This is a genomic window from Streptomyces mashuensis, from assembly GCF_014654785.1.
GTDB lineage: Bacteria > Actinomycetota > Actinomycetes > Streptomycetales > Streptomycetaceae > Streptomyces > Streptomyces mashuensis.
The window spans coordinates 43,534-55,390 of the sequence record NZ_BNBD01000006.1 but is presented as its reverse complement, the minus strand read 5'-3'; the positions used below and the strand labels follow the sequence as shown (position 1 = coordinate 55,390).

9 protein-coding genes are annotated in these 11,857 nt (G+C 72.4%); 7 read left to right on the top strand and 2 right to left on the bottom strand.

The annotated features are described in order from the left end of the window. The first annotated feature begins 195 nt into the window (after positions 1–195). From IE305_RS16680 to IE305_RS16665, 4 genes are all read left to right on the top strand, one after another. Entirely contained in the window at positions 196–477 is a 282-nt protein-coding gene (locus IE305_RS16680; protein WP_190130405.1) for an acylphosphatase, read from the top strand. Between the two features lie 406 nt (positions 478–883). After that, complete coding sequence (locus IE305_RS16675) at positions 884–1,090, top strand: hypothetical protein (protein WP_190130404.1); 207 nt, start codon at positions 884–886, stop codon at positions 1,088–1,090. Between the two features lie 385 nt (positions 1,091–1,475). After that, entirely contained in the window at positions 1,476–5,048 is a 3,573-nt protein-coding gene (gene smc, locus IE305_RS16670) for a chromosome segregation protein SMC (protein WP_190130403.1), read from the top strand. A 205-nt stretch (positions 5,049–5,253) separates the two neighbouring features. Further along, a complete protein-coding gene (locus IE305_RS16665) occupies positions 5,254–6,675 on the top strand; it encodes a sugar porter family MFS transporter (protein ID WP_190130402.1) in 1,422 nt (473 codons plus the stop codon). 81 nt (positions 6,676–6,756) lie between these two features. On the opposite strand, the gene IE305_RS16660 is transcribed toward IE305_RS16665, so the two are convergent. Continuing rightward, positions 6,757–7,026, bottom strand: coding sequence for a DUF6415 family natural product biosynthesis protein (locus IE305_RS16660; RefSeq protein WP_190130401.1), 270 nt, complete (start codon positions 7,024–7,026; stop codon positions 6,757–6,759). A 38-nt stretch (positions 7,027–7,064) separates the two neighbouring features. On the opposite strand from IE305_RS16660, the gene IE305_RS16655 reads away from it, so the two are divergent. Both IE305_RS16655 and IE305_RS16650 read left to right on the top strand, forming a co-directional pair. After that, positions 7,065–8,228, top strand: a complete 1,164-nt coding sequence (locus IE305_RS16655; protein ID WP_190130400.1) for an XRE family transcriptional regulator — start codon at positions 7,065–7,067, stop codon at positions 8,226–8,228. Beyond that, positions 8,225–8,770, top strand: a complete 546-nt coding sequence (locus IE305_RS16650; protein WP_190130399.1) for a flavoprotein — start codon at positions 8,225–8,227, stop codon at positions 8,768–8,770. Before IE305_RS16655 ends, IE305_RS16650 begins: the two co-directional genes overlap by 4 nt. A 56-nt stretch (positions 8,771–8,826) precedes the next feature. Here IE305_RS16650 and IE305_RS16645 read toward each other — a convergent pair whose 3' ends face one another. Then, the gene (locus tag IE305_RS16645) at positions 8,827–10,338 is read right to left on the bottom strand and encodes a purine-cytosine permease family protein (RefSeq protein WP_190130398.1); all 1,512 of its coding nucleotides are present in this window, start codon (positions 10,336–10,338) and stop codon (positions 8,827–8,829) included. 252 nt (positions 10,339–10,590) lie between these two features. Between IE305_RS16645 and ftsY the strand changes: the two genes are divergently transcribed. After that, a complete protein-coding gene (ftsY, locus tag IE305_RS16640) occupies positions 10,591–11,829 on the top strand; it encodes a signal recognition particle-docking protein FtsY (protein ID WP_190130397.1) in 1,239 nt (412 codons plus the stop codon). Positions 11,830–11,857 lie beyond the last annotated feature (28 nt).

Genomic DNA, 11,857 nt, shown 5'->3' with positions numbered 1-11,857 from the left:
ACCTGGAGTGTGAAGAGCTGGCCGTGAAGCGTGAAGAATCGTGAAATCTGCGAAGAAATACGAAAAGCCGCCGATGGCGCCACCCGGCGGGGGTGTCGTCACTCGTAAGGGGGGTCCTATTGCCGGGCGCGACTGTACGGCACGGGACACCGGGTCGATGTGCTGCTTATGCAATTGGCCGGTTAACGTGCAGACATGAACGAGAATGTCCGTCTCACGGCGTGGGTTCGTGGGCATGTGCAGGGTGTCGGCTTTCGTTGGTTCACTCGGGCCAACGCCTTGCGGATCGGTGGTCTGACCGGCTTCGCCTCGAACCTCGCGGACGGCCGGGTGCAGGTCGTGGCCGAGGGGGAGCGGGGGAACTGCGAACAGCTGCTCGACTGGCTGCGCAACGGCGACACGCCCGGCCGCGTGGACGGTGTCACCGAGATCTGGGACACACCCCGGGGTGGGTACGAGGGCTTCGAGACGCGCTGAGCGCGCACCCGGAAAACCGGAATGCGCCGCCGTTCCGGGCGGCGGAGGAGTACGGCGCATTCTTTTTTATATGCCGTTGGCATATGCGTCGTCCGGAAATTGCCTGATGGTTGCCAACCGCGCCGCGGCATGCAAGGCTGCCTGTCAACGGATGATCTCCACGAGACCCCCGGGCCCCGGGAGCGGAATGCGGCGCGGATTGCCCGCCCGCACCCCCGGGACGCCTGCCGATACGGGGTGTGATCGTGTTGACCGTCAAACCATTTGGTGAGACGCTGGAAGCCCCGCGCACCTTAGCTGTTTGGCATTGGAACACACCGTCGTGGCGATGGCAGACACCGCGGGTGCGAATCCCTCACGACCCACACCGCTTCGGTCGGTCACTCAGTGTGGAGGACCATCCATCATGGCAAAGGCGCTTCTCGGTTACGTCGGCGGCTCCGACCCCCGAGTCCTCGCCGAGATGCGACGGCTTCAGCAGCGTGTCCAGGACCTCGAATCCGAGCTCATCCGGATGCAGGCCGAGAACGACGCGCTGACTGCCGCCGCTCACCCCGGCGACTCGCTGCTCGACAGCATCGACGTATCCAAGGCGGAGCCTGCGCTCGCCTGACCGGGTCCGCCTCATCCCGGGGGCCCGGCGGGCTGCACCGTCAGCCGCAGAGAGCCGCAGCTGCTAGAGCTGCAAGGGACGCTCCGGCGTCCCTTCGTCGTATCCGCAGCAGCCGGCGCCTCCCGGCGGAGCACCCGGTCCTTCACCCGGTTCGCCGGACGGTCCCCGCGACCGCCGCGTCCTCTCCCCGTTTCCCCCCGGTTCTTCCGCTTTCACCCCGTCGTCGCCTTAACGCTTGATGTGCCCTGCCCTCTCCGGGATCAAACCCTGACGACGACCCGAAGGTGATCCCGAGCCGCACCGGAGCGGGCGCGGGGGCGGCGCGGCACGCCCGTACGCCCCGCGCACCCCGGCGGGCCGGGACCGGCCGGTAGAGTCCTCCTGCGTGCACCTCAAGAGCCTGACCCTGCGCGGGTTCAAGTCGTTCGCCTCCGCCACGACCCTGCGCTTCGAACCCGGCATCACCTGTGTCGTGGGCCCGAACGGCTCCGGGAAGTCCAACGTCGTCGACGCCCTCTCCTGGGTGATGGGGGAGCAGGGCGCCAAGTCGCTGCGCGGCGGCAAGATGGAGGACGTCATCTTCGCCGGCACCACCGGCCGTCCCCCGCTCGGCCGCGCCGAGGTGTCCCTCACCATCGACAACTCCGACGGCGCGCTGCCCATCGAGTACGCGGAAGTGACCATCACGCGGACCATGTTCCGCAACGGCGGCAGCGAGTACCAGATCAACGGCGACACCTGCCGCCTGCTGGACATCCAGGAGCTCCTCTCCGACTCCGGCATCGGCCGCGAGATGCACGTCATCGTCGGCCAGGGCCAGCTCGACTCCGTCCTGCACGCCGACCCCGCCGGCCGCCGCGCCTTCATCGAGGAGGCCGCCGGCGTCCTCAAGCACCGCAAGCGCAAGGAGAAGGCGCTCCGCAAGCTCGACGCGATGAAGGCCAACCTCGCGCGGGTCCAGGACCTCACCGACGAGCTGCGCCGCCAGCTGAAGCCGCTGGGCCGGCAGGCCGCCGTCGCCCGCCGCGCCGCCGTCATCCAGGCCGACCTGCGCGACGCCCGGCTGCGTCTGCTCGCCGACGACCTGGTCGGCCTCCGCGAGGCCCTGCGCGCCGAGATCGCCGACGAGGCCGCCCTCAAGGCCCGCAAGGAGGCCGCCGAGGCCGAGCTGCGCGCCGCCGCCCGGCGCGAGGCGGCGCTGGAGGAGGAGGTGCGGCGGCTCACCCCGCGCCTGGCCCGCGCCCAGGAGACCTGGTACGAGCTGTCCCGCCTGGCCGAACGCGTCCGCGGCACCATCGGCCTCGCCGACGCCCGGGTGACCAGCGCGACCAGCGCCCCCGCCGACGAGCGCCGCGGCCGCGACCCCGAGGACCTGGAACGGGAGGCCGCCCGCGTCCGCGAGCAGGAGGCCGAGCTGGAGGCCGCCCTGGAGGCCGCGTCCCGCGCCCTGGAGGACACCGCGCAGCACCGCGCCGACCTGGAGCGCCGGCTGGCCGAGGAGGAGCGGCGGCTGCGCGACGCCGCCCGGGCCCTGGCCGACCGCCGCGAACAGCTGGCCCGCCTCCAGGGCCGCGTCACCGCCGCCACCGGCCGGGCCGCCGCCGCGGAGGCCGAGGCCGTCCGGCTGGCCGCGGCCCGCGACGAGGCCCGGGAACGCGCCGCGACCGCCCAGGAGGAGTACGAGCGTCACGCGGCCGAAGCCGACGGCGCGGCGGCCGGCGACGCTGAGCTGGCCGCCCGGCACGAGGCGGCCAAGGCCGCCCTGGCCGCCGCCGACGCCGCCCTGACCGCGGCCCGCGAGGCCGCCACCGAGGCCGAACGCCGCCGCGCCGCCGTCACCGCCCGGCACGACGCCCTCGCCCTCGGCCTGCGCCGCAAGGACGGCACCGGCGCGCTGCTCTCGGCGAAGGAACGATTGGGCGGCCTGCTCGGCCCGGCCGCCGCGCTGCTCACCGTCGCCCCCGGCCACGAACTGCCCGTCGCCACCGCCCTCGGCGCGGCGGCCGACGCCCTCGCCGTGACCGGCCCCGCCGCGGCCGCCGAGGCCCTGCGGCTGCTGAAGAAGGAGGACGCCGGCCGCGCGGTGCTCCTGCTGGCGTCCGCGCCCGACGACACGCCCCGGCCCGTACCCGGCGGCCGGTACCGGCCCGCGGCCTCGCTGGTCCGCGGCCCGGACGAGCTCATGCCGGCGGTCCGCCGCCTGCTGCGCGACGTGGTCGTCGTGGACACCCTGGAGGACGCCGAGCAGGCCGTCGCCGCCGACCCGCGGCTCACGGCCGTCACCGCCGAGGGCGACCTGCTCGCCGCCCACCTCGCCCAGGGCGGTTCGGGCGGAGCGCCCAGCCTGCTGGAGGTGCAGGCCGCGGTCGACGAGGCGGCCGCGGAACGCCGCGCCCTGGACGCGCGGTGCACGGAGCTGGCCGCCGCGCTGGCCGGCGCGGCGGAGGAGCGGCGGGCCGCGGCCGCGCTGGCCGAGGAGCTGGAGGCCCTGCGCAGCGCCGCCGACCGGGAGAAGTCGCAGGCCGCCGGGGCGCTGGGCCGCCTCGCCGGCCAGGCCCGCGCCGCGGTGGGGGAGGCGGAGCGGGCCGGGGCCGCCGCGGCCCGGGCGAAGGAGGCGGCGGAGCAGGCCGGACGGGAGGCCGAGGAGCTGGCCGCACGGCTGGCCGCCGCCCAGGAGATGGGCGAGGAAGAGGACGACGGCGAGCCCGACGCGTCCGTCCGCGACCGGCTGTCCGCCGACGCCTCCAACGCCCGGCAGACCGAGATGGAGGCCCGGCTCCAGGTCCGTACGCACGAGGAGCGCATGAAGGCGCTGGCCGGGCGGGCCGACGGGCTGGAGCGGGCGGCGCGCGCGGAGCGCGAGGCGCGGGAGCGCGCCGAGCGGCGCCGTGCCCGGCTGCGGCACGAGGCGGAGGTCGCCTCGGCGGTGGCGGCCGGCGCCCGGCAGCTGCTGGCCCACGTCGAGGTCTCGCTGGCCCGCGCCGACGAGGAGCGGCGGGCTGCCGAGGAGGCGCGGGCCGGGCGCGAGCGCGAGCTCGCGGAGGGCCGGGAGGAGGCCCGCCGGCTCAAGACGGAGCTGGACAAGCTCACCGACTCGGTGCACCGCGGCGAGGTGCTGGGCGCGGAGAAGCGGCTGCGCATCGAGCAGCTGGAGGCGCGGGCGCTGGAGGAGCTGGGCGTCGAGCCGGCCGCGCTGGTCGCGGAGTACGGCCCCGACCAGCCCGTACCGCCGTCGCCGCCCGCGGAGGGCGAGGAGCTGCCCGACGACCCGGACCACCCGCGCAACCGGCCCGTGCCCTACGACCGGGCCGCGCAGGAGAAGCGGCTGCGGGCCGCGGAGCGCGCGTACCAGCAGCTGGGCAAGGTCAACCCGCTCGCGCTGGAGGAGTTCGCGGCGCTGGAGGAGCGGCACCGGTTCCTGTCCGAGCAGCTGGAGGACCTGAAGAAGACGCGCGCGGACCTCCTTCAGGTCGTGAAGGACGTCGACCGCAAGGTCGAGGAGGTGTTCACGGCGGCGTACCACGACACGGCGCGCGAGTTCGAGGGCGTCTTCTCGCGGCTGTTCCCCGGCGGCGAGGGCCGTCTGGTGCTCACCGACCCGGACGACATGCTGGCCACGGGCGTGGACGTGGAGGCCCGGCCGCCGGGCAAGAAGGTCAAGCGGCTGTCGCTGCTCTCCGGCGGCGAGCGCTCGCTGACGGCGGTCGCCCTGCTGGTGGCGATCTTCAAGGCGCGGCCGAGCCCGTTCTACGTGATGGACGAGGTCGAGGCGGCGCTGGACGACACGAATCTGCAGCGGCTGATCGGGATCATGAGGGAGCTCCAGGAGAGCTCGCAGCTGATCGTGATCACGCACCAGAAACGCACGATGGAGGTCGCCGACGCGCTCTACGGAGTGTCGATGCAGGGCGACGGAGTGTCGAAGGTGATCAGCCAGCGCCTGGGCCCCCGGCCATAACTTCAAGTATTGAACTCAATGCGAACCGAACAGGCCGGAAAGCTGCCGGATACTTCTTGGTCACAACCTATTGACTTAGAAAAATGAAGACATAGGGTTCCCCACGTTGCTGACGCCTTCACGTGGTGGCTCAATTGATCTTGTGGCCCGCGGAAAGCGTCCTCCCCCCACCCCCGGCGACGATGCCGGGTCCCAGGAGAAAACCTTGACCAGCTCTGCGACGGCGCAGCAGGTGGCGGAGGGCCGCAAGGCCCAGCCGGACCACCTCGGCCACGTCATCTTCATCACCGCGGCCGCGGCCATGGGTGGCTTCCTCTTCGGCTACGACAGCTCCGTGATCAACGGTGCGGTGGAGGGCATCCGCGGCAAGTACGACATCGGGTCCGCGGCCCTGGCGCAGGTCATCGCCATCGCGCTGATCGGCTGCGCCGTCGGTGCCGCCACCGCCGGCCGCCTGGCCGACCGCATCGGCCGCATCCGCGTCATGCAGATATCGGCCACGCTGTTCACCATCAGCGCCGTCGGCTCCGCCCTGCCCTTCGCCCTGTGGGACCTGGCCCTGTGGCGCGTCCTCGGCGGCATCGCCATCGGCATGGCCTCCGTCATCGGCCCCGCCTACATCGCCGAGGTCTCCCCGCCGGCCTACCGCGGCCGTCTCGGCTCCTTCCAGCAGGCCGCGATCGTCGTCGGCATCGCCGTCTCCCAGCTGGTCAACTGGGGCATCCTCAACGCCGCCCACGGCGAGCAGCGCGGCAAGCTCCTCGGCATCGAGGCCTGGCAGCTGATGCTCGGCGTCATGGTCGTCCCCGCCGTCCTCTACGGCCTGCTCTCCTTCGCCATCCCCGAGTCCCCCCGCTTCCTCATCTCGGTCGGCAAGACCGACAAGGCCAAGAAGGTCCTCGCCGACGTCGAGGGCTCCGGCATCGACCTCGACAAGCGCGTCGCGGAGATCGAGCTCGCCATGACGAGCGAGCAGAAGTCCACCTTCAAGGACCTCCTCGGCGGCAAGGCCGGCTTCCTCCCGATCGTCTGGATCGGCATCGGCCTCTCGGTCTTCCAGCAGTTCGTCGGCATCAACGTCGCGTTCTACTACTCCTCGACGCTGTGGCAGTCCGTCGGCGTCAACCCGGAGAGCTCGTTCTTCTACAGCTTCACCACGTCGATCATCAACATCGTCGGCACGGTGATCGCGATGGTCCTCGTCGACCGCGTCGGCCGCAAGCCGCTCGCCCTCGTCGGCTCCGCCGGCATGGCCCTCTCCCTGGCCCTCGAGGCCTGGGCCTTCGCCTCCAAGTCCGGTGACGGCACCCTGCCCACCACCCAGGGCACCGTGGCCCTCGTCGCGGCCCACGCCTTCGTGCTCTTCTTCGCCCTCTCCTGGGGCGTCGTGGTCTGGGTCTTCCTCGGCGAGATGTTCCCCAACCGCATCCGCGCCGCCGCCCTGGGCGTGGCCGCCTCCGCCCAGTGGATCGCCAACTGGGCCATCACGGCCAGCTTCCCCAGCCTCGCGGACTGGAACCTCTCCGGCGCGTACGTGATCTACGCGGTCTTCGCCGTGCTCTCGATCCCCTTCGTGATGAAGTTCGTGAAGGAGACGAAGGGCAAGGCGTTGGAGGAGATGGGCTAACCCCCCCGCCGCCCACTCCTCAAGAGGCGCTGCCCCGGCTCGACCACGAGCCGGGGCAGCGCCCTTTTGGTTCCCTCGGCGTCAGGCGCCGAGGCACTCGAGCAGACGACGGGCGGCCAGTCCCAGCTCCCGCATGTGCAGGACCGCCGAGCACAGGCCGGGACCCGGACCCCGCCCGAGCTCGTCCCGTGAACGGGCGATCACGCCCTCCAGGACGCACCAGTCGGTACTGTGCCTCGGGAGCTGGTCACGACAGCGCTCGGCATCGCGGACGAGGCCGTCCAGGTGCAGGACCAACGTGGCGGTGAGCTCGCGGACCTCGTCGCTACGAGGCAGAGCGGGCCGCTCCACAACGCCGTCGCCTGACGCAGCAGGAGTTCGGAGCGCTGATGGGCAAGTCCCGCCGGTGGGTCCAGGACCTGGAAGGCGGCCGGCGCCAGGCCGATCCGCGACTCTCCGTGCTGGAGAACGCCGCTCGCGTGCTGGGCGTCCCGCTGGAGCGCCTCCTGTCGGACTCCACGACGGGCGGCGACTGCGTGGACGCCGACGAGATCGAGGCGATCCGGTCCGCCCTGCAACGGCACGACGTCATCACTGGTACCTGCGACGAGAGCTGCGCCGACCCGGTGCCCCTCGGCGAGCTCCGCCGCCAGGTCTCCTACGGCAGGGCCGCCTTCCAAGCCGGTCACTTCGCGAGTCTCGGGCGGCTGGTGCCCGACCTGCTGATCGACACGACGCGTGCGGCCGCGTGGCACACCGGTGACGACAAGCTGGTCGCTCACCAGCTGCTCGCCTTGGTGCTGGAACTCGTCGAGGGGGCTGCCGTCAAGTACGGTGCCACGGACCTCGCCCTCCTCTCGGCCCACCGCGCGGTGACCGCTGCCGAAAGAAGCGGTGATGTCGTCACCATGGGCAGCGCGGCACGCCATCTCGCCGACGCGATGACCCACCACGGCCGGCCCCAGGCCGCCCACGACTTCGCTCTCGCTGCGGCCGCCCGCCTCGAAGAGGAGCTCCTGACCCGAGGGGCGGACGGTCTGAGCGTCCTCGGCATGCTCTACCTCAAAGCGGCGATGGCTGCCGCCGCCATCGGCGAGGGCGGCGGCCACCGCGCCGTCTCGGCTGCGGCTGATGTGCCCGTCCTTCTGGGCCGGGCCGGTGAACAGGCCACCCGGCTCGGTGCCGACGGGAACGCCCTCTGGACCGCGTTCGGCCCGACCAACGTCTCCCTCTATCGCGTCGCCGCGCACGTCCAGCTGTCCGAGGGCGCCGACGCCGTGGCCGCCTCGCGGGGCATTCCGGCACCGGCTCTGGCGGCCCTGCCGCGTGAACGCCGTGCCCACCACTTGGCGGACCTGGCTCGCGCCCATACTCTCGCCGGCCGCCGCACGGAAGCCGTCGACACGCTTCTCGACGCCGAGCGCGAAGCCCCCGAGGAGGTCCGCTGCCGCCCCCGCACCCGGCAGCTGATCGAGGACCTGTGCCTGCTCGGCGCCGGCCCGGCCGAGGGGCGGTTGCGGGCGCTGGCGGGGCGTTGTGGACTGCCCCGGTGACCACCAACCGAACGCTCTACCTGATCGCGTGCGCAGCGCCGCCCGCCCGCCGCCTCCACGTGCCCATTCGTGCCGCGCAGGCCATGGGCTGGGACGTCTGCGTCGTCCTCACCCCGTCCGCCCACCGGTGGGCCACCGAGGACGCCCCCGGTGGGACCGACGCGCTGCGCGAGCTCACCGGCCACCCCGTCCGCCACCAGTACAAGCTCCCCTCCCAGCCCGACGTCCTGCCGCCCCCGGACGCCCTGCTGGTCGCGCCGCTCACGGCCAACACGCTGAACAAGTGGGCGCTCGGCATCAGCGACACGCTCGCCCTGGGGCTCGTCACCGAGGGCATCGGCCTCGGGCTGCCCATCGTCGCGCTGCCGCACTGGAACGACGCCCAGCACCGGCACCCCGCCGTCGCCCGCAGCGTCGAAACGCTGCGGGCCGCCGGCGTGACCGTGCTCCTCGGCGCACCCGGGTTCGTACCGCACAAGCCCCAGCAGGGCGATCCCGACGCCTACCCCTGGCAGGCCGCCCTCGATGCCCTGCCCGCCTGACACAAGGAGGAGGGCCCCCGAAGGGGCCCTCCTCGAAACAACTGCCGGGTGCGGCGTTACGCCGGGACCTTCTCCGGCTCGCGCTCGCTCTGCGCGGCGCCCTCCGGCGCCGCCGTGGCCGTGCCCGTCTCGCGCGGGGTCGGCAGGACCGCCATCACCAGCGCCGAGATCACGATCGTCGCCGCCCAGCCCAGGCCGTACTTGCCGACGAACGTCGACGCCAGCGGGCCGGAGAACCAGGCGCACTCCGTGAAGCAGATGCCCGCCGCCAGCGCCACCGTCCAGGCCGTCATGGCCTGCCAGCAGAAGCCGCCCACGTACCAGTAGCGGCTGGTGGGGCCCGTGTCCATCAGGGCCTCCGCGTCGTAGCGCACGGCACGGGACCGGCGGCGGGCCATGTCCACCGCGTACACGCCGATCCACGCGGAGAACGACACCGCCAGCAGGATCAGGAACGTGATGAAGGAGCTCAGGAAGCTCTTCGCGACCAGCATCAGCAGCAGGCCGCCGACCAGGGAGATGATCGCGTTGATGCTCACGGCCATGGCGCGCGGCAGCTTGACGCCCATCGTCTGGGCGGTGAAGCCGGCCGAGTACATCGACAGGCTGTTGATCAGCAGCATGCCCACGATCGCCGTCACCAGGTACGGCACCGCCAGCCACGTCGGCAGGATGTCACCGAGGAACGACACCGGGTCCGGCGCCTCGGCCAGCTTGGGCGTGGCCACCGCCATCACGCCGCCCATCAGCACCATCGGCACCATGACCAGGCCCGCGCCCGACACCGTCGCGCCGACGATCTTCTTGCCGGAGGCCGCGTGCGGCAGGTAGCGGGCGAAGTCCGGGCCCGTGGGGACCCAGCTGATGCCGCCCGCCGCGATCGTGCCGATGCCGGCGATCATCATGGCCGTGGTGCCGGCCGGCTTGGAGAAGACCTCGCTCCAGTCGATGGTGGCGACCAGGTAGCCCAGCACCAGCACGCTGAAGACGCCGAACAGGTACGTCGACCACTTGTTGCAGACGTTGAGCGCCTTGCGGCCCATGCCGCTGACCAGGAACGTGCACGCGACGAACGCGAAGAGCGTGACGACGATCAGCGCCGTGTTGCTCTTCACACCGAGCACCAGGTCGAGAACGGTCAGCACGGCGTACGCGCCGGTGACCGCGTTGATCGTCTCCCAGCCGAAGCGGGCCACCCACAGGATCGCGCCCGGGAAGAGGTTCCCGCGCACGCCGAACGTGGCGCGCGAGAGCATCGCGCCCGGGGCGCCGCCCCACTTGCCCGAGACCGACAACACACCGACGAGGCCGAACGAGACCAGCGCGGCGCACGCCGCGACGATCAGCACCTGCCAGAAGTTGAGCTTGTTGAAGACGATCAGCGCCGCGCCCATCGTGAGCAGCAGCACGCTGATGTTGGCGGCGACCCAGGTCGGGAAGAGCTCGCGGACGCGGCCGTGCCGCTCGTGGTCGGGGACCGGCTCGATGCCGCGGGTCTCTATCGCGCCGTCGGTGGCGCTGCCGGCCACGTTGGCGCCATCGGCAGCGTGGTCCATGGTGGGGGCCATATCGGGGGCTCCGTGCAGGGGTGCAGGGCGGGAAGCCAAGCGGAAGCCCTGGACCCGCGCCGGTGGGGAGCCGGACGTGCCAGGGCAAAAACGGTCGTTGGGACTCTACGCGCGTCGCACAGCCCCACGCCATCGTACTTTGATCTAACTCTGGCCGTTTAGTGCCATTGGTCCTTGTGGCAACCCACAAACCGGCCAGGAGCGGCCAAGCCCTCCTGTCCCGGACCCACGGTGTCCGATACTGGGGGCGTTATGGAAATCGTCATCCTTGCTGTAGTCATCGCTGTGGTCGCGCTCGGCGCGATCAGCGGGCTCGTGGTGAGCAGCCGCAAGAAGAAGCAGCTGCCCCCTGCTCCGCCGAGCAGCCCGTCCGTCACTGCGCCGCCCGCCGAGCCGCACGTCGGCGAGGAGGCCGAGACCCCGCGGCCCGAGCCGCGCCGCACCGTCGAGGAGGTCGAGCTCCCGCCGGCCGAGGCCCCCGCCGCCGACGAGCCCGTCGTCGAGCCGGCCGCCCCCGAGGCCCCGGCCGCCGAGGAGCCCCGGCTCGAGGTGCCCGAGCCCACGGCCGGCCGGCTCGTCCGGCTCCGCGCCCGGCTCTCGCGCTCCCAGAACTCCCTGGGCAAGGGCCTGCTCACCCTGCTCTCCCGCGAGCACCTCGACGAGGACACCTGGGAGGAGATCGAGGACACCCTCCTCACCGCCGACGTCGGCGTCGCCCCCACCCAGGAGCTGGTGGAGCGCCTGCGCGAGCGCGTGAAGGTGCTTGGCACCCGCACCCCCGAGGAACTGCGCGCCCTGCTCCGCGAGGAGCTCGTCGCCCTCATCGGCACCGACGCCGACCGCACCGTCCACACCGAGCCGGGCGTGGGCGTCAACGGCGAGGAGAAGCCCGGCGTCGTCATGGTCGTCGGCGTCAACGGCACCGGCAAGACCACCACCACCGGCAAGCTCGCCCGCGTGCTCGTCGCCGACGGCAAGTCCGTCGTCCTCGGCGCTGCCGACACCTTCCGCGCCGCCGCCGCCGACCAGCTCCAGACCTGGGGCGAGCGCGTCGGCGCCCGCACCGTGCGCGGCCCCGAGGGCGGCGACCCCGCCTCCATCGCCTTCGACGCCGTCAAGGAGGGCATCGCCGAGGGCGCCGACGTCGTCCTCGTCGACACCGCCGGCCGCCTGCACACCAAGACCGGCCTCATGGACGAGCTCGGCAAGGTCAAGCGCGTCGTGGAGAAGCACGGCTCGGTCGACGAGGTGCTGCTCGTCCTCGACGCCACCACCGGCCAGAACGGCCTCACCCAGGCCCGCGTCTTCGCCGAGGTCGTGAACATCACCGGCATCGTGCTCACCAAGCTCGACGGCACCGCCAAGGGCGGCATCATCGTCCAGGTCCAGCGCGAACTGGGCGTACCCGTCAAGCTCGTCGGCCTGGGCGAGGGCCCGGACGACCTGGCCCCCTTCGAGCCCGAGGCGTTCGTCGACGCCCTCCTGGGCTGACCTCCCACCCGCCGGGCACCCGCCCCGC

Excerpts from the sequence above, each read along its gene's own strand:
- IE305_RS16680 (WP_190130405.1), top strand. The coding sequence starts at position 196 with ATGAACGAGAATGTCCGTCTCACGGCGTGGGTTCGTGGGCATGTGCAG.
- IE305_RS16645 (WP_190130398.1), bottom strand. The coding sequence starts at position 10,338 with ATGGCCCCCACCATGGACCACGCTGCCGATGGCGCCAACGTGGCCGGC.
- ftsY (WP_190130397.1), top strand. The coding sequence starts at position 10,591 with ATGGAAATCGTCATCCTTGCTGTAGTCATCGCTGTGGTCGCGCTCGGC.
- IE305_RS16675 (WP_190130404.1), top strand. The coding sequence starts at position 884 with ATGGCAAAGGCGCTTCTCGGTTACGTCGGCGGCTCCGACCCCCGAGTC.
- IE305_RS16655 (WP_190130400.1), top strand. The coding sequence starts at position 7,065 with ATGGGCAAGTCCCGCCGGTGGGTCCAGGACCTGGAAGGCGGCCGGCGC.